This window comes from Duganella sp. CF458 (assembly GCF_900113115.1).
Classification (GTDB): domain Bacteria; phylum Pseudomonadota; class Gammaproteobacteria; order Burkholderiales; family Burkholderiaceae_D; genus Rugamonas.
In genome coordinates this window covers 132,936-153,714 of the sequence record NZ_FOOF01000003.1, presented here as the reverse complement: position 1 = coordinate 153,714, position 20,779 = coordinate 132,936, and the positions used below count along the sequence as shown (strand labels likewise).

Here is a 20,779-nt window from a genome sequence, read left to right as displayed (position 1 = left end):
GCAAAATGGCGCCGGGCAGCGCTGAACCGCTACAATGCCGGCATGTCTTTACCAGCACCTTCCCCCGACGCGCTGGCCGCGTCCCAAGCCTTGCAGCGCCTGATTGCCGACGACATCGCGCGGCAAGGTGGCGCCGTCCCGTTCTCGCGCTTCATGGAACTGGCGCTGTATGCGCCCGGCCTGGGCTATTACAGCGGCGGGGCCGCCAAGCTGGGCAAAGATGGCGATTTTACAACTGCCCCTGAGCTGAGCGCCCTGTTCGGGCAATCGCTGGCGCATGTTGCAGCCGCTATTATGGCCCAAAGCGCGCCGCATATCCTCGAATTCGGCGCCGGGACCGGCAAGCTGGCCAAGGACATCCTGAGCGAGGCGGCCGGTGCAGGCATCGTGGTCGAGCGCTATTTCATCGTCGAACTGTCCGGCGAGTTGCGCGCGCGCCAGCAGGAGCTGCTGCGCGATTTCCCGCAAGTGCGCTGGCTCGATGCGCTGCCCGAATCGTTCCAGGGCGCGGTCTTCGGCAATGAAGTGCTGGATGCGATGCCGGTCGACGTGGTCACCCTCACCGAACAGGGCTGGCAATCGCTGCACGTCGCCGCCACGGAAGCCGGCTTCGCCTGGCGTCCCGTGGCCGCCGACGCCGCGCTGCTGGCGCAAATCGAACGCCAGGTGCCGGATGCCGGACGCCTGCCGGTCGGCTACGTGACCGAAGTGCATGCCGCCGGCTGCGCCTTCATGGCCACGCTGGCCGCCATGCTGGCGCAGGGCAAAGGCGCCGCCTTCCTGTTCGACTACGGCTTCCCGGCGCGCGAGTACTACCTGGGTGACCGTGCCACCGGCACCCTGATGTGCCACTACCGGCACCATGCCCACGCGGAACCGTTCTACCTGCCCGGCCTGCAGGACATCACCGCCCACGTCGACTTCACCGCGATGGCGCTGGCGGCGCAGGATGCAGGGGCCGAGGTCATGGCCTATAACAGCCAGGCCGGCTTCCTGCTCGGCGCCGGCATCGGCGAGCTGATCCAGCGCTACGACCCGGCCGACGCGCTGCATTACCTGCCGCACGCCAACGCACTGCAGAAATTGCTTTCTCCGGCCGAAATGGGAGAATTGTTCAAGGTGCTGGTGATTGGCCACGGCAGCGAGCTGCCCGCGCAATTGCTGCGTAGCGACCGCAGCCACCGTTTGTAATATGATTGAGAGATGGGAAAGATACATACTCACTATGACAACCTGAAGGTAGCGCGCGGCGCGCCACAGGAAGTCATACGTGCCGCGTACAAAGCGCTGAGCCAGAAATATCATCCTGATAAGAATCCGGGGGATGAGAAGGCGGCCCGCATCATGGCGATCGTCAACACGGCCTATGGCACCTTGTCCGATCCGCAACGGCGCAAGGAGCACGATGAGTGGATCACCCAGGAAGAATGGGAAATCGAATGGCTGGAAAGCACCAGGCACGAGCCGGCGCATGAACCGGGCTGGTCGGACCAGCTCGACCTGCCGCGCCGGCGCCGGGTGCTGAAGTCCTGGCGCTTCTGGGGCACGGTGAGCGGTGCCGCCGCCGCCGGCTGGCTGGGCGGCGTGTTGACGGTGACGGAGCCGCGCGCCATGTCCAGCGTGCTGGCCGGCGCCTGGGGCGGCAAGCCCCCTGCGGAGCTGACGGCCACCGCCGCCGCCACCCCGAAAATCCATCCGCCGCGGGTGGAAAAGGTCACGCCGGACGATGGCTGGGCCGTAGCCAAGCCGTATTCGCCGGAACCGTCGATCGCCGCAGCCGCGGCCCCGCCGATCAAGGTGCTGGCCCTGTCGCAAGTGGTGCTGCCTGGCGCCGCCGTCGATTGCGAAGCCGAGGTCTCCCCGGCCGTCGCGCCGAACGGCGAACCGTGGCCGGTACAGTCGGGCTATGTGGAAGGTTTCCCGGTCGGGAACAAGGGCGAAGACATGCAGCTGACGCTGGACAACAGCGCCAACGCCGCGCCGGTGTTCATCAAGGTGTACGACCTGGAGCGCCGCTCGAACGTGCGCTACGCCTATGTGCAGCCGCACGACAAGCTGGTGGTCGACCAGCTATCGAACGGCAAATACGAAATCCGCTACCAGAACCTGAACCTGGGCGCCGGCCAGAGCGGCTGCACGCACAAGAACGGTTAAGCGGTGCCGGCGGCCAGGGTCTCGCTCAGGCCCATTTCCGGGCTGGCCATCAGGCGGTAGATATCCACCAGGATCAGCATGCGCTCGTCGATGGTGCCGAGGCCGATCATGTATTCCGAGCTGAAGGCGGTGCCCAGGTCCGGCGCCGGCTTGATCTGCTCGGGCGTCAGCGTGGTCACGTCGGATACCGAGTCCACCACCATGCCCACCACGCGGCCATTGATGTTCAGGATGATCACCACCGTGAACTGGTCGTACACCGGTTCGCCCAGCTTGAACTTGATGCGCATGTCCACCACCGGAATGATGATGCCGCGCAGGTTGATCACGCCCTTGATGAACTCGGGCGCATTGGCAATGCGGGTCACCGCTTCGTAACCGCGGATTTCCTGCACCTTCAGGATATCGATGCCATACTCTTCGGCACCCAGCTTGAATGCCAGGAATTCCTTGCCTTGGCTAGCGTCTTCTTGCGCGGTAACTTGCATGGTTTTTTCCTTCAGCAAAATCGGTGTTGTCAAAGCGTATCAGAGTGCAAAGCGATTTACGAGCGGGCAATTTTTAATTGCTAGCCAAGTCAAATCTGATTATGCTGGATGTAAAGATTAGCGCATTTTGATCAAGGAGACTTCATGGCGGACCCTCAAGCCGTCGAAGACAACTGGCTGCTCGAAGAAGACGAAGAAGAGAAGCAGCCAACTTCGACCGGATCGCCTGAACAGCGGCTGTGGCGCGTGCTGATTGTGGACGACGACCAGGACGTGCATGCGGTGACCCGCCTGGCGCTGCGCAATGTCAGTTTCAAGGGACGCGAGCTGGAGTTGTTCTCGGCCTACAGCGGCCGCGAGGCGTTCGACATCCTGCGCGATACGCCGGACATCGCCCTGGTCCTGCTGGACGTGGTGATGGAAACCGACGATGCCGGCCTGCTGCTGGCGCGCCGCATCCGTGAAGAGTTGCACAACTCCATCGTGCGCGTGGTGCTGCGTACCGGCCAGCCGGGCCAGGCGCCGGAACAGCGCGTGATCATCGAATACGACATCAACGACTACAAGGCGAAGACCGAGCTCACCACGCAGAAGCTGTTCACCACGGTGATCTCGGCCCTGCGCGCGTATGAGAGCCTGAACATGCTGGAGCGTTCGCGCATCGGCCTGGGCAAGATCCTGGCCGGCGCGACCAACCTGTACCAGATCCATTCGCTGCGCGAATTCGCGTCCGGCGTGCTGAACCAGGTGTCCGCGATCCTCGACGTGGGGGCGGACGGCGTGTTGTGCCTGATGCAGGTCGATACCGGCGACACCACCGTGGTGGCGGCCACCGGCGGCTATGCGCCGTTGGCGGAAAACGAGCAGATGCCGGAAAACCACCCGTTGTGGCCGACCATCCGGAAAGCCTTCCAGGAAAAGAAGAGCCAGTTCGAACACCCCGCCAACGTGCTGTTCATCCACACCCAGGAAAGCCGCGACGTGCTGATTTCGGTCACGCCGCCCTGGCCATTGGCCCAGATCCAGCGCGACCTGCTGGAAGTGTTCTGCGAGCGTATCGCGGCCGCCTTCGACAACCTGTACATGTTCGGCCAATTGCGCAAGGCGCAGGAAGCCACCGTGGTGGCGCTGGCGGACCTGGCGGAGTTCCGCGATGGCTGCACCGGCGGCCATGTGCGGCGCGTGCAGCAACTGTCCTCGGCCATCGCTGCGCGCATGCGCGAGCGCGGCGTGTATGACGACGAGCTGACGCCGCAACTGGTCGACATGATCGGCCTCGCCTCCATCCTGCATGACGTGGGCAAGGTGGCAACGCCCGACCATATCCTCCTGAAGCCGGGCGCCCATACCGACGACGAACGCGCCTTGATGCAAACCCACGCGGCGGTGGGGCGCAGCGTGCTGGAACGTGCGGCCAATATGGTGGACGGCGTCAGCTACCTGACTTACGGCGCGGAAATTGCCGGTGGCCATCATGAGCATTGGGACGGCGGCGGTTATCCGAGCCAGCTCAAGGGCAAGCAGATTCCCTTGTCAGCGCGCATCGTGGCGGTGGTCGATGTCTTCGATTCCCTGCTGCACGAGCGTCCGTACAAGGAACCATGGCCGTATCCGGAGGTGATGACCTATATCCGCGACCGCAACGGCACCCAGTTCGATCCGGAAGTGGTGGCGGCCCTGAACGACGTGGTCGAACGCAACCCCGGCCTGGGCCAGCCCTGAAGAAAAGCCGCTGAGCGAGCCCGACTGTGGCAGCCGCGCCGCGCTGCCAGCCTGATTCTCTCCAAATTTCACGGCGTGCAGCGCGCAAGCGCTAAAATAAGGACAGCCCTAGCCCTGTGTCCTCCGCCGAAAGCCATGAATGAACTGAAGGGCCTGACAGCGCTGGTCATCGAGCCCAATCCCAGCATGCGCGCCAGCCTGCACAATATGCTGAGCTTGTGCGGCCTGGTGCGGATTGACGATGCAGCCAGTTCCAACCAGGCTATCCGCGCGCTGGAAACCCGGATCTACGACCTGGTCCTGTGCGAGTACGCCCTGGAGGGCGGCCAGGATGGCCAGCAAATGCTGGAAGACCTGCGCCACCATCGCCTGATCAATGCCTCCACCATGTTCTTCATGGTCACCGGCGAAGGCCAATTCAGCAAGGTGGTCAGCGCCGCCGAGCTGATGCCCAACGATTACATCCTCAAGCCGTTCGCTGCCGATGCCATGCTGGAGCGCATCTGGCGCGCCCTGGACCGCCGCAACGCCCTGCTGCCGGTCTACCAGCTGGTCGACATGGGTGACTTGCGCGCGGCGATCGAAGCGTGCGAAGAAGGCGAGGCGGCGCAGCCGCGCTTTGCCATGGAATTCCGCCGCCTGCGCGCGGAAATGCACATCCAGGCCGGCGAGCCGGAGCTGGCGGGGCCGCTGTATGCCGAGTTGTGGGACAGCCGCCAGGTGCCGTGGGCGCGCCTGGGCCAGGCCAAGACCCTGTACCTGCGCGGCCGCTACGATGAGGCGCGCGACCTGCTGGCAGACCTGCTGGGCAAGAACAGCCGCTTCCTCGATGCCTACGACTGGCTGGCGCGCACGCATGAAGCGAATGGCGACCCGGCGGCAGCGCAAGCGGTACTGGCCGAGGCGGTCGAATTGTCGCCGCATGCGGTGCGGCGCCTGCGCCGCCTGGGTGAAGTGGCGCTGGAGGCGGGCGACGTCGATGGCGCCGAGCGCGCCTTCAAGCAGGTGGTCAGCAAGACCCGCTATTCCGAATTCCGCACGCCGGAAGACCACGCCAAGCTGGCGCAAACCCTGGTCAAGAAAGGCGACCCGGTGCAGGCCGCCGCGGTGATCCGCGACCTGGACAAATCGCTGTCCGGCACCCCCAACACCGACGTTTGCAGCGCCATCGCTTCTGCCGCGCTGCACGAATTCACCGGCAACGTGGCGCGCATGAATGCCTCGCTGGACTACGCGGTGAGCGGCGTGCGCACGGCAAGCGGCCTGTCGAATGAAATGAAGATGGAACTGGCGCGCACCTGCCTGGAAGTGGGCAAGGAGGAACAGGCGACCGAAGTGATGCGCGACGTGATGCGCAATGCCGCCACACCGGGCGCCATGGAGCGCGCCATGCGCATGATGGAAAAGAGCGGCCATGCGGAGCTGGGCCAACGCCTGGCCGACGAAAGCCGCAACGAGGTAGGCGAAATGGTGGCAGCCGGCGCGGCGCTGGCCAAGAAAGGCGACTTCCGTGGCGCCGTCGACCTGATGCTGGAAGCCGTGGCCAAGCTGCCGGACAACGCCCAGGTGGCCTTCAACGCGGCGGTCGCGATCTTGAAGTGCCTGGAAAACCAGGGCTGGGACGACGCGCTTGGCCGCCACGTGCTGGCACTGGTGGCCACCGTGCGCCGCCTCGACCCGGCCAACGACAAACTGAACGCGCTGGCGGGCTTGCACCAGGACATATTGAAGAAATACAACATCCGGCCGGCAGCGCGGCGTGAAGCAGGAGTGCGCGTCGCGATCTGATAGCCGCTGGCGCTACAATGGGCCATGAGCTCGAATCCACCAGAAGACCGCCCGGTCCGCGCCTACCTGCTGAAGAAGCTATGCAGCGATGATGAGGGCTTGTTCGCGCTCGGCGTGTCGATTGCGCGCGTGGTGCAGATGGCCGACTCGGACGACCAGGGCACGCAAAGCCTGGCTTACCACGTGCTGTCCGATGTCGCGCTGACGCAGAAGATCCTGCGCCTGGCCAATACGCCGCAATACCGCCAGGCGTCGGGCGCGCCGGTAACCACAATTTCCCATGCGATTTCGCTGCTTGGTTTCGATAATGTGAAGACCACGGCGCTGGCCATGCTGCTGGTCGACACCATGGCCAACAGCAAGCACGCGCAAAGCGTGCGCGTGGAACTGGAGGCGGCGTTGTGCGCCAGCCTGGTAGGACGGGAGCTGGCGCGCTACAGCCCTTACCAGAAGGCGGAAGAAGCGGCCATCGGGGCGCTGTTCAAGAACCTGGGGCCGTTGCTGATTGCATCGCGCGAGCACGATCGCTTCCGCGAAATCAATGCCTTGGTGGTGGCCGGCGAGCATTCGCAAGGCCAGGCTTCGCAAATGATCCTGGGCAGCACGTATGACACGCTGACGGCCACCGTACTGCGTGAATGGAAGATCCCCGACGTGATCATCCGCTCGCTGGCACCCTTGTACGGCAGCACCTTGCGGCCGCCGGCGGACCGCACGGAATGGATACGGCAGGTGGTGCACTTCAGCATGGACGCGGCGCGTGCGCTGACGCGCCTCGGCGGCGTCGCTCCCGACGATGTGCGCCTGCTGCAGCAGCGCTTCGGCAGCTCGCTGGGGCTGGAGCGCGAGCAGGTGACCACGGTGCTGACGCGTGCGCGCAGCAGCATGGATGCGTTGTTGAACAGCATGCAACTGGATGGCGCTGCGGGCGCGCCCGCCGGCGAACCGGGTGACCCGTATGCGGAATCGGGCGAGGCGCCCGCCGCCGCCGGGACCTTGCCGAGCGTGCTGGCGCTGGCCAGCCTGGATTCCGGCGCCAAAGAGGGCGCTTACCCGAGCGGCAAGCCGTATGACGCGCGCGAGCAGTTGCTGGCGGGCGTGCAGGAGCTGACCGAGATGCGGGTGGAGGGCAAGGCGCGCGTCAATGAACTGGTGCAGGCGGTACTGGAGACCTTGTACCGCAGCATGGGATTCCGCTTTGCGACGGTGTGCCTGAAGGATGCGAAGACGTCGCAGTTCCGGGCGCGGATTGCGCTGGGCGACAAGCGGGCCTTGCGGCAGGAGGGTTTCGTGTTTCCGTTGCAGGGGAAGGACTTGTTCCACCTGGCGCTGGAGAATGACGCCGACCTGATGATCGCGGATGCCAGCGTGGCCAAGATCCGCGACCTGTTGCCGAAGTGGCACCTCGATCTGCTGCCGGACGCGCGCAGCTTTATCGTGCTGCCGCTGGTGTTGCAGGGCGTGCAGCTTGGCTTGTTCTATGCGGATCGCGCACAGCCGGCGCCCGAAGGCGTGCCGCCGGACGAGACATCGCTGATCCGGGCGTTGAAGGCGCAGGTGCTGGCAGCCTTGTCGCCCTAACCCGGCCAGACACCGGTTTGCCGGCTTTCAGGCAGGCGGCGGCAACCGCCCGGCAAGCGCCTCGAACTCCGCAACCGGCATCGGCCGCGCAAACAAATACCCCTGCGCCTCATTGCAGTGCTTACCGCGCAAGAACTCCAGCTGCGCCTCCGTCTCCACGCCTTCCGCCACCACGCCCAACCCCAGCGCATGCGCCAGCCCGATGGTGGCAGCCACGATCACCGCATCGTTCGGATCGCTCTCGATATCCTTGACGAAGCCGCGGTCGATCTTGATCCGGTCGATCTCAAACAGCTTCAGGTAGCTGAGCGACGAATACCCAGTGCCGAAATCATCGATCGCCACCTTGATCCCGCGTGCCCGCAGCTCGCGCAGCAGATCGCGGCTGCGTTCCGGGTCCTGCATCGCCGCCGATTCGGTAATTTCCAGTTCCAGCAGTGCGGGATCAATCCCGCTCTCGCGCAGCAACTGGTCCAGCAGCGGCAGCAGGGCGCCGCCGTGGCACTGGCGCGCCGACAGGTTGACCGCCAGCCGCAGCGCCCCTTGCCAGCGGCGCAGCAGGCCAACCGTCTGCTGCAGCACCCAATCCCCCAGCGGCAGGATCAGCCCCGATTCTTCCGCAATCGGGATGAAGCGATCCGGCCCCACCATGCCCAGTTCCGGATGGTGCCAGCGCAGCAGCACTTCGGCGCCAATCACGCGGCGCGTGGCCAGTTCCACCTGCGGCTGCAGGTACAGCTCGAATTCCTTGCGCTCCAGCGCCTGCCACAGGCGGCTTTCCATCATCAAGCGCTCGTGCGTGGCGGCATTCATGGCCGCTTCGAAAAACTGGAAATTGCCGCGGCCCTGGCTCTTGGCGGCGTACATCGCGGTATCCGCATGGCGCAGCAACGTGGCGCTGTCATGGCCGTCGGGCGGGAACATGGCCACGCCGACGCTGGTGCCGCTATGGATGGTCTTGCCCGCCAGCTGGAACGGCTCGGCCAGCGCAGCCACGATGCGTAGCGCGATCTGGCTGGCCTCGGCCGGCGTGACGTTGCCGCCGGTGACCACGATGAATTCATCGCCGCCAAGCCGGGCGATGGTGTCGACCTCGCGCAGCAGCTCGCGCAGGCGGTCCGCCACCGCCACCAGCAGCTGGTCGCCGGTGGCGTGGCCGTGGGTGTCGTTGATCTTCTTGAAGTGGTCCAGGTCGAGGAACATCACCGCCGCCGTGCCGCTGGCGCGGCGGGCCTGCGCCAGCAACTGGTCGAGGCGCAGATTGAGCGACAGGCGGTTGTCCAGGCCGGTCAGCGGATCGTGGTGGGCCAGCTTGTAGATGCGTTCCTGCGCGCGCTGCTGCTCGGTCAGGTCGTGCAGGATGGCGACGAACACATTACCGTCCGGAAGTTCCACCTCGCTCACTGAAATCGCGATCGGGAAGATGCTGCCATCGTGACGGCGGCCGCTCGATTCATGCTCATGGGTGGCACCGCTGGCAATATTGCGCAGCAGGCGCGCCGCGCTATCGCTTTCCGCTTCCGGCAGCAGGACCGCCATCGGCATGCCGGCCAGTGCTTCGGCCGGATAGCCGAACAGGCGGCAGGCCGCTGCGTTCGCGGACATCAGCAAGCCGTCGGCGCCGATGGTCAGGATGGCGTCGGCCGCCTTGTCGAGGATGGCTTGCAGGCGGGCTTCCCGCTCGCGCAGGCGGAGGGTGCCTTCCTTGACCTGTTGCTGGATCTGGGCGCGCTCGCCGCTGGTCAGCAACATCAGTGCGCCCAGCAGGCCGGTCAGCATCAGGCCCGCACTCAGCACCAGCCAGCTCTGCCAGCCATGCTGGTGCACCATGTAGGCGGCCGAGGGTGCCAGTACCAGCTCATACTCGCGGCCGCCGAGGCTGAGCTGGCGCCAGTAGTCATCGTCGTTCGGCGCGCGCGACAGCAGGTCGACCAGGGTGGTCGGTCCCGGCTTGCTGCGGTCCACCAGGCGGGCCTGGATGTGCGGGAAGTCGGCGCTGGCCAGCGCGCCGTTGACGTAGGAATCGATTTGCATGGCCAGCAGCAGCATGCCGGCCGCCGGCTGGCCGTCGCCCGGATCGACCGCCTGCAGCAGCACCACGCCGCTGCCTTCGCCGGGCATGGACAGCATGACCGGCGCGCTGGCCACCGGCTTGCCGGTGCGCAGGGCTAGCCGCACGGCCTGGGCGCGTACCGGTTCGGCCAGCCAGTCCAGGCCCTGGTAATGACGGCGTGCGGCAGGCTCGATGAACAAGGTCACCATATGGTCGCCGGGCGGCGGCGCGGCCTGGCCGTGCGCGGCATGGCTGTGGGTATGGCCCGGCCCGGTGGCGGGAGCGATCATGCGGAAATCGGGCCCGATGGCATCGCGTGCCCAGGTTTCGAACGCCGGGCGCTCCGCCTCGGAGACCGGGCGCAGCCAGGCCATCGACAGCAGTTCGGGCCGCTGGTCGAGGTAACCGTGTGCGATCTTGTCGAAGCCCTGCGCCGACATCACGCGGCCATAGCGGTTGATGGCGCGCGCCATGGCAAACACATAGCGCTCATGCTCGCTGAAGCGGGACTGCAGCGCATCGCCCACCTGCTGCGCCTTGAGGCGGAAACCCTCCAGGTGTTGCCGGGTCTCCCAGCGCGCCACCAGCACGTACAGCATCACGCACAGGGCGACCAGCAAGAGTTGCGGAACGCCCACCAGCAAACGGCGGCGCTGCCACAAGCCGCGCGGCTGGCCGAACAGCACCCAGCACAGCGGCGCGGCCAGCAGCACGCCGATGGCGTCGCCAATCCACCAGGTCAGCCAGCTCGTCAGCAGGTACCCGGGAGCAATGGCGCCGGCGGCGAGCGCGACACCATTGGACAGCGTACTGCTCACCAGGGTGACGCACACGGCCAGCAGCAGGAAGCGCAGCACATCGCGGCCGGCACCGATTTCCGGGCGAATCGCACGGCGGAAGTACAGCATGCCCAGCCAGGCTTGCAGGGCGGCGCCACAGGCCGCGGCGAGCGCGGCCAGGCCTTGCGGCAAGGGTGGCAGGGTGAGCGGATTGGGCGCGCCCGGCAAGGGCAGGAAATTGATCAGCAGGGCGCCGATGGCAATCCCGGGCAGCAGGCGCGGCCCGAAGGTGACAATACCGGCCAGGGCGATCCCGGCCGGCAGGAACAGCGGGCTTGCATAGCCGGGCGCCAGCGACAGGTAAAGGCAACAGCGGCCAATGAGCGCGTAGGCCGCCAGCATCAGCAGGTTGGCGGCCAGCGTTGGCTGCCAGCCGGGGGAGGGATGCTTCACAGAATGAGCGCTCCGGTGCACGGGATGAGTTGACCGATTTTAAAGCAAAAGGTGCAACGCAAAAACAACACTTGCAAATTTGCAGGACTAGCCATTACAATCTCGCCCCGAAGCGCACGTCATGCAGCGTTTGCGAAATAAGCAAATAACGGTATTGACAGTGTTGGAAAGTTGCTTCATACTCTGCGGTTCCTTCGCGGAGGGGTGGCCGAGTGGTTAAAGGCAGCAGACTGTAAATCTGCCCTCTTATGAGTACACTGGTTCGAATCCAGTCCCCTCCACCAAAGCTTGCAGGTAGCTGAGTGAAGTTGTAGTCGAAAGTAGTCGGAACCTCGCGGGTGTAGCTCAATGGTAGAGCTGAAGCCTTCCAAGCTTATGACGAGGGTTCGATTCCCTTCACCCGCTCCAAGCAGCACAGTAGTAAAAATAAGCCCTTGTAGCTCAGTGGTAGAGCACTCCCTTGGTAAGGGAGAGGCCACGTGTTCAATCCACGTCAAGGGCACCAGAATTCTGCAGTATCCATCTGATAGTCGGGCGCGTGCCCAGCAACTCAACATTTGTTAGGAGTCTAAAATGGCAAAAGAAAAGTTCGAGCGGACTAAGCCGCACGTGAACGTTGGCACCATCGGTCACGTTGACCATGGCAAGACCACCCTGACCGCTGCTATCGCAACCGTCCTGTCGAAGAAATTCGGCGGCGAAGCTAAAGCTTACGACCAGATCGACGCTGCTCCAGAAGAAAAAGCACGCGGCATTACCATCAACACCGCCCACGTCGAGTACGAGACTGCCAACCGTCACTACGCTCACGTTGACTGCCCAGGCCACGCCGACTACATCAAGAACATGATTACCGGTGCTGCGCAGATGGACGGCGCGATCCTGGTTTGCTCCGCAGCTGACGGCCCAATGCCACAGACCCGCGAGCACATCCTGCTGGCACGCCAGGTTGGCGTTCCATACATCATCGTGTTCCTGAACAAGTGCGACCTGGTCGACGACGCAGAACTGCTGGAACTGGTCGAAATGGAAGTGCGCGAGCTGCTGTCCAAGTACGAATTCCCAGGCGACGACCTGCCAATCATCAAAGGTTCGGCACGTATGGCACTGGAAGGCCAAGCCGGCGAAATGGGCGAAGCTTGCATCGAGCGCCTGGCTGAAGCCCTGGACACCTACATCCCAACCCCAGAGCGCGCAGTTGACGGCGCCTTCCTGATGCCTGTGGAAGACGTGTTCTCGATCTCCGGCCGCGGTACCGTGGTGACCGGTCGTGTTGAGCGCGGCATCATCAAGGTCGGCGAAGAGATCGAAATCGTCGGTATCATCGACACCGTGAAAACCACCTGCACCGGCGTGGAAATGTTCCGCAAGCTGCTGGACCAGGGTCAAGCCGGCGACAACGTTGGCCTGCTGCTGCGCGGCACCAAGCGTGAAGACGTCCAGCGTGGCCAGGTTCTGGCCAAGCCAGGTTCGATCAAGCCGCACGACCACTTCACCGGCGAGATCTACGTTCTGTCGAAAGATGAAGGCGGCCGTCACACCCCGTTCTTCAACAACTACCGTCCACAGTTCTACTTCCGTACCACCGACGTGACCGGTTCGATCGAACTGCCAGCGGACAAAGAAATGGTTATGCCAGGCGACAACGTCTCCATCACCGTCAAGCTGATCTCCCCGATCGCGATGGAAGAAGGTCTGCGTTTCGCAATCCGTGAAGGCGGCCGTACCGTCGGCGCGGGCGTCGTAGCCAAGATCCTGGGCTAAGGCGAAAAGAATCCAGCCAAGACTAGCGCCCGTCGCTGATGGGTGCTAGAATTACGGATTCCACTGTAAAGTTTTACGTAGGGGCGTAGCTCAATTGGCAGAGCGTCGGTCTCCAAAACCGAAGGTTGGGGGTTCGATGCCCTCCGCCCCTGCCACCGAATCTGGTGCAGGGCACCGAAAGTAAAAAGTAAATGTCTAATCAATCCGTGCAAACCGTTAGCACGACGAACGATAAGTTCAAAGTCGTGTTGGCAGTTGTGGCGTTGATTGCAGGCGTGGTCGGGTTTTTCGTCCTGACCGGTAAACCAACCCTGGTGCGGGCAGCCGCGCTTGTGGTTGGTTTGCTCATTTCCGCCGGCATCGCGTACACCTCTGCCGCAGGCCGTGATTTCCTGAATTTTGCGAAAGAATCCGTTCGCGAGACCAAGAAGGTTGTATGGCCTACCCACAAAGAAGCCCGTCAGATTACCCTGATCGTGTTTGCCTTTGTGCTGGTGATGGCGATTTTCCTCTGGGGCACGGATAAGATCCTCGAATTTGTGTTGTACGACCTCATCCTGGGTTGGAAGAAATAATGAGCGAAATTGTACAAGACGAGCCAGGCAAGGAAGAGCCTGCGCAGGCAGTGTCGACCCCAGTCAGCAACAAGCGCTGGTACGTTGTGCACGCCTACTCCGGTATGGAGAAAAGCGTTCAGCGCGCCTTGATGGAGCGCGTTGAGCGCGCCGGTATGCAAGACCAGTTCGGCCAGATCCTGGTGCCGACCGAAGAAGTCGTTGAAGTTCGTAATGGCCAGAAGTCCGTTACCGAGCGCCGCTTCTTCCCGGGCTACGTTCTGGTGGAAATGGAAATGACCGACGAAACCTGGCACCTGGTGAAAAATACCAGCAAGGTGACGGGCTTTATCGGCGGTAAATCGAATAAGCCAACCCCGATTCCTGCGCGCGAGATCGACAAGATCATGCAGCAAATGCAGGAAGGCGTGGAAAAGCCGCGGCCAAAAGTGCTGTACGAAGTGGGCGAACAAGTCCGCATCAAGGATGGCCCGTTCACCGACTTCAACGGCAACGTCGAAGAAGTCAACTACGAAAAATCCAAGGTGCGTGTTTCGGTCACCATCTTCGGCCGTGCGACCCCAGTCGAACTCGAGTTCGGTCAAGTCGAAAAAGTTTAACGCCTGGCTGAGCGTCTAATCAGCCAAACAAGAGGAGCCCCGCCGCGTGCGGGGCGCTACTACTCAATCCAACGATAGGAAGTGCCCAAATGGCAAAGAAAATCATTGGCTTTATCAAGCTGCAAGTTCCAGCTGGTAAGGCAAACCCATCCCCTCCAATCGGCCCAGCACTGGGTCAGCGCGGTCTGAACATCATGGAATTCTGCAAAGCGTTCAACGCGCAGACCCAAGGTATGGAACCAGGCATGCCAATCCCAGTCGTGATCACTGCGTTCGCGGACAAGTCCTTCACCTTCGTGATGAAGACTCCTCCAGCAACCTTCCTGATCAAGAAGCACTCCGGCGTGCAAAAAGGTTCGGCCAAGCCACATACCGACAAGGTAGGCAAGCTGACCCGCGCTCAAGCTGAAGAAATCGCTAAACTGAAGACCCCGGACCTGACCGCTGCCGATCTGGAAGCCGCTGTGCGCACCATCGCTGGTTCCGCACGTTCGATGGGCATCACCGTAGAGGGCATCTAATCATGGCAAAACTGTCCAAGCGCGCTCAAGCCATCAAGGCTAAAGTAGACCGTACCAAAGTGTACGCCTTCGACAACGCTGTTGCTCTGATTAAAGAACTGGCGACCGCCAAGTTCAACGAATCGATCGACGTGTCCGTTCAGCTGGGCGTGGACCCTAAGAAGTCCGACCAGGTGGTACGTGGTTCCGTGGTTCTGCCAGCAGGCACCGGTAAGACCGTTCGCGTTGCTGTGTTCGCAACCGGCGACAAGGCTGAGCAAGCGAAAGCTGCCGGCGCTGACGTGGTTGGTATGGAAGACCTGGCTGAGCGCGTCAAAGCCGGCGACATGCCTTTCGACATCGTGATCGCTTCCCCAGACACCATGCGTATCGTTGGTACCCTGGGCCAGATCCTGGGCCCACGTGGCCTGATGCCTAACCCGAAAGTTGGCACCGTTACCCCTGACGTCGCTACCGCTGTGAAAAACGCGAAAGCCGGCCAGGTTCAGTACCGTACCGACAAGGCAGGTATCATCCACGCCACCATCGGCCGCAAGTCGTTCACCGACGCTGATCTGAAGACCAACCTGGTTGCTCTGATCGACGCCCTGAACAAGGCTAAGCCAGCGTCGTCCAAAGGCGTGTACCTGCGCAAAGTATCCCTGTCGTCCACCATGGGCGCTGGCGTACGCGTAGACCACGCTGGCCTGAACGGCTAAGTAGCAAATTACCGGTATCAGTGGCTGACACGCGCAGCGTGTTGGCCCCTGGTACCGGCTGAATAGTATTAAGTCCTATCCGGAAGGATAGGCGGATCTTTGGGCTGGCCGGGGTAACCCGGCCGCGCCTTCAAAGACCGTTGGGCTGGATGCATCAGGTAGGCATCTGGTTAATAGCCGAAGGGCTCCCAACGCAGATGGTGATCCCGAACAAGTTTATGCAGTCCCTTTAGACTCCTAAACCTCGGACGCCGTTGTTCGAACCGATGCGAGGCGCAAGCCGAGCATTATTTAAGGAGAAGACCGTGGGTCTCAATCTGAATGACAAAAAGGCCGTCGTTGCCGAAGTTTCCGCAAAAGTAGCAACTGCGCAAACTATCGCTGTGGCCGAGTACCGTGGCATCCAGGTTGGTCACTTGACTAAACTCCGTGCTAATGCGCGTGCGCAAGGCGTGTACATCCGTGTTCTGAAGAACACCCTGGCACGTCGTGCAGTAGAAGGCACGCAATTCGCCGCCCTGGCCGATTCCATGACCGGTCCGCTGATCTACTCGATCTCGGATGATGCCGTTGCCGCAGCTAAAGTCCTCGCCGACTTCGCTAAAACCAACGACAAACTGGTCCTGAAGGCTGGTAACTATGCAGGTAAACAGCTCGACGTAGCTGGCGTTACCGCACTGGCGAGCATTCCTTCCCGTGAAGTCCTCATTTCGCAGCTGTTGGGCGTTATGCTGGCTCCGGTGTCGGGCTTTGCACGTGGCCTGGCTGCTCTGGCAGCCAAGAAAGAAACCGAAGCCGCTTAATTGCTGGCCAGGTTTCTTAGTCAATACCAATTCTGTAGTACTACAAACAAATTAGGAGTTTCAAATGGCAATTTCCAAAGACGACATCCTGAACGCAGTATCCGAAATGTCCGTAATGGACCTGAACGAACTGGTTAAGGCATTCGAAGAAAAATTCGGCGTGTCCGCTGCTGCAATGGCTGCTCCAGCAGCTGGCGGCGCTGTGGCTGCTGCTGTTGAAGAACAGACCGAATTCAACCTGGTTCTGTCCGAAGTCGGCGCTAACAAAGTTGGCGTGATTAAGGCAGTTCGCGAAATCACCGGTCTGGGCCTGAAAGAAGCCAAAGACCTGGTCGACGGCGCACCGAAGACTGTGAAAGAAGCTCTGTCGAAAGCTGACGCTGAAGCCGGTAAGAAGAAACTGGAAGAAGCTGGCGCCAAGGCCGATCTGAAGTAATTGAACCAAGGCGGGTAACTGCCTTAGTTTAGGAAGCCAATGCGGCGGATCTCATCCGGAAGGGTGGGTCCGCCCTTGGCTCCTTTGTCGTCTCTGAAGTAGAAGTTGTTGTTTTATAGTGAATTGAGTCTTGCGAAGCGCGCCCGCAACGCTGAATTCTCTACCTTTTCCTGTCTCACACGGAGTGTCCATGCACTACTCATTTACTGAGAAGAAACGCATTCGCAAGTCCTTTGCGAAACGCGCCAACGTCCACAACGTTCCGTTCCTGCTGGCTACCCAGCTCGAGTCTTACGAGAACTTCTTGCAAGAGCACACTCCTGTTGCAACACGCAAGAACGAAGGCCTGCAATCGGCTTTTACGTCGATCTTCCCAATCGTTTCCCACAACGGCTTCGCCCGTCTGGAATTCCTGTCCTACGTCCTGGGTGACCCGGCGTTCGACGTCAAGGAATGCCAACTGCGCGGCCTGACTTTCGCTTCCCCGCTGCGCGCCAAGGTGCGCCTGGTGATCCTGGACAAGGAATCGCCAACCAAGCCGGTCGTGAAGGAAATGAAGGAACAGGAAGTCTACATGGGCGAACTGCCCCTGATGACGACCACCGGTTCGTTCGTGATCAACGGCACCGAGCGTGTCATCGTGTCCCAGTTGCACCGTTCGCCAGGCGTGTTCTTCGAGCACGACCGCGGCAAGACCCACTCGTCCGGCAAGCTGCTGTTCTCGGCACGTATCATCCCTTACCGCGGTTCCTGGCTGGACTTCGAGTTCGACCCGAAAGACATCCTGTACTTCCGCGTCGACCGCCGCCGCAAGATGCCGGTATCGATCCTGCTGAAGGCGATCGGCATGACCCCGGAACAGATCCTGGCGAACTTCTTCGTCTTCGACAACTTCAACCTGCGCTCCGAAGGCGCGGAGATGGAGTTCGTGTCCGAACGCCTGCGCGGTGAAGTCGCGCGCTTCGACATCGTCGATCCGAAGTCGGGCAAGACCATTGTCACCAAAGACAAGCGTATCAACGCCAAGCACGTGCGCGAAATCGAAGCAGCCGGCATCCAGCACATCTCCGTGCCGGAAGACTACCTGCTGGGCCGCGTACTGGCGAAGAACATCGTTGACCAGGAAACCGGCGAAGTGGTGGCCCTGGCCAACGACGAGCTGACCGAGGAAACCCTGGGCAAGCTGCGCGACGCCAACATCAACACCATCCAGACCCTGTACACCAACGACCTGGACCAGGGTGGCTACATTTCCCAGACCCTGCGGATCGACGACACCGCCGACCAGACCGCTGCCCGCGTGGCGATCTACCGCATGATGCGTCCTGGCGAACCGCCAACCGAAGAGTCGGTGGAAGCGCTGTTCAACGGCCTGTTCTACAGCCCGGACCGCTACGACCTGTCGGCCGTGGGCCGCATGAAGTTCAACCGCCGCATCAGCCGCGATGAACTGACCGGCGCCATGACCCTGTCGAACGAAGACGTGCTGGCCGTGATCAAGATCCTGGTTGAGCTGCGCAATGGCCGCGGCGAAGTCGACGATATCGACCACTTGGGTAACCGCCGCGTACGTTGCGTGGGCGAACTGGCCGAGAACCAGTTCCGCGCCGGCCTGGTGCGCGTTGAGCGCGCCGTCAAGGAACGCCTGGGCCAAGCCGAAGCCGACAACCTGATGCCGCACGACCTGATCAACTCCAAGCCGATCTCGGCTGCTATCCGCGAGTTCTTCGGTTCGTCCCAGCTGTCGCAGTTCATGGACCAGACCAACCCGCTGTCGGAAATCACCCACAAGCGCCGCGTCTCGGCCCTGGGCCCTGGCGGTCTGACCCGCGAACGCGCCGGCTTCGAGGTGCGCGACGTGCACCCGACCCACTACGGCCGCGTATGCCCGATCGAAACGCCTGAAGGCCCGAACATCGGCCTGATCAACTCGCTGGCACTGTACGCCCGCCTGAACGAATACGGCTTCCTGGAAACCCCATACCGCAAGGTTGAAGGCTCCAAGGTCACCGACAAGATCGATTACCTGTCCGCCATCGAAGAAGGCCGCTACATCATTGCCCAGGCAAATGCCATGATCAATGACGAAGGCAAGCTGGTCGACGAACTGGTGTCGTCCCGTGAAGCCGGCGAAACCATCCTGGTGTCGCCGGAGCGCGTGCAGTACATGGACGTTGCCCCAGGCCAGATCGTGTCCGTGGCAGCATCGCTGATTCCGTTCCTGGAACACGATGACGCGAACCGTGCACTGATGGGCGCCAACATGCAGCGTCAGGCCGTGCCTTGCCTGCGTCCTGAAAAGGCGCTGGTCGGTACCGGTATCGAACGTACCGTGGCAGTCGACTCCGGCACCACCGTGCAGGCCCTGCGCGGCGGCGTGGTGGACTACATCGACGCGGGCCGCGTCGTGATCCGCGTCAACGATGAAGAAGCACAGGCTGGCGAAGTCGGTGTGGACATCTACAACCTGATCAAGTACACCCGTTCCAACCAGAACACCAACATCAACCAGCGTCCGATCGTCAAAGTGGGCGACCGCGTGGCCAAGGGCGACGTGATCGCCGACGGCGCATCGACCGACCTGGGCGAGCTGGCACTGGGCCAGAACATGACCGTGGCCTTCATGCCATGGAACGGCCTGAACTTCGAAGACTCGATCCTGATCTCGGAAAACGTCGTCAAAGACGACCGTTACACCTCGATCCACATCGAAGAACTGTCCGTGGTGGCGCGTGACACCAAGCTGGGCGCGGAAGAAATCACCCGCGATATTTCGAACCTGGCCGAGAACCAACTGGCACGCCTGGACGAATCCGGCATCGTGTACATCGGCGCTGAAGTGCAAGCCGGCGACGTGCTGGTCGGTAAGGTGACCCCGAAAGGCGAAACCCAGCTGACCCCGGAAGAGAAGCTGCTGCGCGCGATCTTCGGCGAAAAAGCCTCCGACGTGAAAGACACCTCGCTGCGCGTTCCATCCGGCATGGTGGGTACCGTCATCGACGTGCAAGTGTTCACCCGCGAAGGCATCCCACGCGACAAGCGCGCCCAGCAGATCATCGACGATGAACTGAAGCGCTACCGCCTGGACCTGAACGACCAGATGCGTATCGTGGAAGGCGACGCCTTCCAGCGTCTGGAAAAGATGATGATCGGCCAAGTTGTGAATGGCGGCCCTAAGAAGCTGGCCAAAGGCGCCAAGATCACCAAGGATTACCTGGACGACCTGGACAAGTTCCACTGGTTCGACATCCGTCCTGCCGACGAAGACATGGCCAAGGCCCTGGAAGCCATCAAGGAATCCATCGCCGAGAAACGCCACCAGTTCGACCTGGCCTTCGAAGAGAAACGCAAGAAGCTGACCCAGGGCGACGAACTGCAGCCTGGCGTGCAGAAGATGGTCAAGGTGTACCTGGCCGTCAAGCGCCGTCTGCAGTCCGGCGACAAGATGGCGGGCCGCCACGGTAACAAGGGTGTGGTCTCGCGTATCGTTCCGGTGGAAGACATGCCATACATGGCTGACGGTACCCCGGCAGACGTGGTGCTGAACCCACTGGGCGTTCCGTCCCGTATGAACGTGGGCCAGATCCTGGAAACCCACTTGGGTTGGGCAGCGAAGGGCCTGGGCATCCGTATCGGCGAAATGCTGCAAGCGCAGATCAAAGTCGAAGAGATGCGCAAGTACCTGACCACCGTGTACAACGAGTCCGGCGCCAAGGAAGACATCGCTTCCCTGTCCGACGACGAGATCATGAAGCTGGCATACAACCTGAAGAAGGGTGTGCCGTTCGCGACTCCGGTGTTCGACGGCGCGCACGAATCGGAAATCCGCCGCATGCTGGACCTGGCGTATCCGGACGATATCGCCAAGCACCTGGGCATGACCCCGTCCAAGAACCAGGTCACCATGTACGACGGCCGCACCGGCGAAGCGTTCGAGCGCAAAGTCACCGTGGGCGTGATGCACATGCTGAAGCTGCACCACTTGGTCGACGACAAGATGCACGCCCGTTCCACCGGTCCATACTCGCTGGTGACGCAGCAGCCTCTGGGCGGTAAAGCCCAGTTCGGCGGCCAGCGCTTCGGTGAGATGGAGGTGTGGGCACTGGAAGCGTACGGCGCGTCGTACGTGCTGCAAGAAATGCTGACCGTGAAGTCCGACGACGTGAACGGCCGTACCAAAGTGTACGAAAACCTCGTCAAGGGCGACCACGTGATCGACGCCGGCATGCCGGAATCGTTCAACGTGCTGGTGAAAGAGATCCGTTCCCTGGGTATCGACATCGACCTGGAACGCAACTAAAAACCGGTAAAGCAGTGTCTGACCCGCAGGGTCAGACACTGGGCCCTCGGAAGCCGCGTGATGGG

The 20,779-nt window shown here is 62.0% G+C and carries 15 protein-coding genes and 4 tRNA genes; 17 read left to right on the top strand and 2 right to left on the bottom strand.

Annotation, left to right across the window (positions count from 1 at the left end; translation table 11 throughout):
- Positions 1-42: 42 nt before the first annotated feature.
- Positions 43-1,191 carry a class I SAM-dependent methyltransferase gene (locus BM269_RS05875; protein ID WP_090436085.1) on the top strand — a complete coding sequence of 383 codons (1,149 nt, stop codon included), beginning with the start codon at positions 43-45 and terminating at the stop codon, positions 1,189-1,191.
- Between the two features lie 12 nt (positions 1,192-1,203).
- The gene (locus BM269_RS05870) at positions 1,204-2,154 is read left to right on the top strand and encodes a J domain-containing protein (RefSeq protein ID WP_090436084.1); all 951 of its coding nucleotides are present in this window, start codon (positions 1,204-1,206) and stop codon (positions 2,152-2,154) included.
- Here BM269_RS05870 and BM269_RS05865 read toward each other — a convergent pair.
- A complete protein-coding gene (locus BM269_RS05865) occupies positions 2,151-2,642 on the bottom strand; it encodes a chemotaxis protein CheW (RefSeq protein ID WP_090436083.1) in 492 nt (163 codons plus the stop codon). The genes BM269_RS05870 and BM269_RS05865 overlap by 4 nt on opposite strands.
- A gap of 144 nt (positions 2,643-2,786) precedes the next feature.
- Between BM269_RS05865 and BM269_RS05860 the strand changes: the two genes are divergently transcribed.
- The 3 genes from BM269_RS05860 (at position 2,787) to BM269_RS05850 (ending at position 7,733) form a co-directional block, all read left to right on the top strand.
- Complete coding sequence (locus BM269_RS05860; protein WP_090436082.1) at positions 2,787-4,364, top strand: DUF3369 domain-containing protein; 1,578 nt, start codon at positions 2,787-2,789, stop codon at positions 4,362-4,364.
- 135 nt (positions 4,365-4,499) lie between these two features.
- Positions 4,500-6,152 carry a tetratricopeptide repeat protein gene (locus BM269_RS05855; RefSeq protein ID WP_090436081.1) on the top strand — a complete coding sequence of 551 codons (1,653 nt, stop codon included), beginning with the start codon at positions 4,500-4,502 and terminating at the stop codon, positions 6,150-6,152.
- Between the two features lie 24 nt (positions 6,153-6,176).
- Positions 6,177-7,733, top strand: a complete 1,557-nt coding sequence (locus BM269_RS05850; RefSeq protein WP_090436080.1) for an HDOD domain-containing protein — start codon at positions 6,177-6,179, stop codon at positions 7,731-7,733.
- Between the two features lie 27 nt (positions 7,734-7,760).
- Here the strand turns inward: BM269_RS05850 and BM269_RS05845 are convergent, their stop codons facing one another.
- Complete coding sequence (locus BM269_RS05845; protein ID WP_229204514.1) at positions 7,761-11,018, bottom strand: EAL domain-containing protein; 3,258 nt, start codon at positions 11,016-11,018, stop codon at positions 7,761-7,763.
- Positions 11,019-11,216: 198 nt separating this feature from the next.
- Here BM269_RS05845 and BM269_RS05840 point away from each other — a divergent pair.
- The 12 genes from BM269_RS05840 to rpoB all read left to right on the top strand — a co-directional run bounded on the left by BM269_RS05840 (position 11,217) and on the right by rpoB (position 20,714).
- Positions 11,217-11,302 (top strand) — tRNA-Tyr (locus BM269_RS05840).
- A 50-nt stretch (positions 11,303-11,352) separates the two neighbouring features.
- Positions 11,353-11,426 (top strand) — tRNA-Gly (locus tag BM269_RS05835).
- 22 nt (positions 11,427-11,448) lie between these two features.
- Positions 11,449-11,523: transfer RNA gene (locus BM269_RS05830), tRNA-Thr, on the top strand.
- A gap of 68 nt (positions 11,524-11,591) precedes the next feature.
- Positions 11,592-12,782 carry an elongation factor Tu gene (gene tuf, locus BM269_RS05825; protein WP_090436019.1) on the top strand — a complete coding sequence of 397 codons (1,191 nt, stop codon included), beginning with the start codon at positions 11,592-11,594 and terminating at the stop codon, positions 12,780-12,782.
- A 79-nt stretch (positions 12,783-12,861) separates the two neighbouring features.
- Positions 12,862-12,937, top strand: a tRNA-Trp gene (locus BM269_RS05820).
- A gap of 36 nt (positions 12,938-12,973) precedes the next feature.
- The gene (gene secE / locus BM269_RS05815) at positions 12,974-13,357 is read left to right on the top strand and encodes a preprotein translocase subunit SecE (RefSeq protein WP_090436079.1); all 384 of its coding nucleotides are present in this window, start codon (positions 12,974-12,976) and stop codon (positions 13,355-13,357) included.
- Entirely contained in the window at positions 13,357-13,956 is a 600-nt protein-coding gene (gene nusG / locus BM269_RS05810) for a transcription termination/antitermination protein NusG (RefSeq protein WP_055928282.1), read from the top strand. Before secE ends, nusG begins: the two co-directional genes overlap by 1 nt.
- Before the next feature lie 89 nt (positions 13,957-14,045).
- Positions 14,046-14,477 (top strand): 50S ribosomal protein L11, encoded by a 432-nt coding sequence (gene rplK / locus BM269_RS05805; RefSeq protein ID WP_090436078.1) that lies wholly within the window; start codon positions 14,046-14,048, stop codon positions 14,475-14,477.
- 2 nt (positions 14,478-14,479) lie between these two features.
- The gene (rplA, locus tag BM269_RS05800) at positions 14,480-15,175 is read left to right on the top strand and encodes a 50S ribosomal protein L1 (RefSeq protein ID WP_090436077.1); all 696 of its coding nucleotides are present in this window, start codon (positions 14,480-14,482) and stop codon (positions 15,173-15,175) included.
- A gap of 305 nt (positions 15,176-15,480) precedes the next feature.
- Positions 15,481-15,978 carry a 50S ribosomal protein L10 gene (gene rplJ, locus BM269_RS05795; RefSeq protein ID WP_028103002.1) on the top strand — a complete coding sequence of 166 codons (498 nt, stop codon included), beginning with the start codon at positions 15,481-15,483 and terminating at the stop codon, positions 15,976-15,978.
- A 64-nt stretch (positions 15,979-16,042) separates the two neighbouring features.
- The gene (gene rplL / locus BM269_RS05790) at positions 16,043-16,414 is read left to right on the top strand and encodes a 50S ribosomal protein L7/L12 (RefSeq protein ID WP_090436076.1); all 372 of its coding nucleotides are present in this window, start codon (positions 16,043-16,045) and stop codon (positions 16,412-16,414) included.
- A gap of 190 nt (positions 16,415-16,604) precedes the next feature.
- Complete coding sequence (gene rpoB / locus BM269_RS05785; RefSeq protein WP_090436075.1) at positions 16,605-20,714, top strand: DNA-directed RNA polymerase subunit beta; 4,110 nt, start codon at positions 16,605-16,607, stop codon at positions 20,712-20,714.
- Positions 20,715-20,779 lie beyond the last annotated feature (65 nt).

Bases quoted from the DNA above. Each gene is read 5' to 3' on its own strand.
- BM269_RS05875 (WP_090436085.1), top strand. From the start codon at position 43: ATGTCTTTACCAGCACCTTCCCCCGACGCGCTGGCCGCGTCCCAAGCC.
- BM269_RS05870 (WP_090436084.1), top strand. From the start codon at position 1,204: ATGGGAAAGATACATACTCACTATGACAACCTGAAGGTAGCGCGCGGC.
- BM269_RS05865 (WP_090436083.1), bottom strand. From the start codon at position 2,642: ATGCAAGTTACCGCGCAAGAAGACGCTAGCCAAGGCAAGGAATTCCTG.
- BM269_RS05860 (WP_090436082.1), top strand. From the start codon at position 2,787: ATGGCGGACCCTCAAGCCGTCGAAGACAACTGGCTGCTCGAAGAAGAC.
- BM269_RS05855 (WP_090436081.1), top strand. From the start codon at position 4,500: ATGAATGAACTGAAGGGCCTGACAGCGCTGGTCATCGAGCCCAATCCC.
- BM269_RS05850 (WP_090436080.1), top strand. From the start codon at position 6,177: ATGAGCTCGAATCCACCAGAAGACCGCCCGGTCCGCGCCTACCTGCTG.
- tuf (WP_090436019.1), top strand. From the start codon at position 11,592: ATGGCAAAAGAAAAGTTCGAGCGGACTAAGCCGCACGTGAACGTTGGC.
- secE (WP_090436079.1), top strand. From the start codon at position 12,974: ATGTCTAATCAATCCGTGCAAACCGTTAGCACGACGAACGATAAGTTC.
- nusG (WP_055928282.1), top strand. From the start codon at position 13,357: ATGAGCGAAATTGTACAAGACGAGCCAGGCAAGGAAGAGCCTGCGCAG.
- rplK (WP_090436078.1), top strand. From the start codon at position 14,046: ATGGCAAAGAAAATCATTGGCTTTATCAAGCTGCAAGTTCCAGCTGGT.
- rplA (WP_090436077.1), top strand. From the start codon at position 14,480: ATGGCAAAACTGTCCAAGCGCGCTCAAGCCATCAAGGCTAAAGTAGAC.
- rplL (WP_090436076.1), top strand. From the start codon at position 16,043: ATGGCAATTTCCAAAGACGACATCCTGAACGCAGTATCCGAAATGTCC.
- rpoB (WP_090436075.1), top strand. From the start codon at position 16,605: ATGCACTACTCATTTACTGAGAAGAAACGCATTCGCAAGTCCTTTGCG.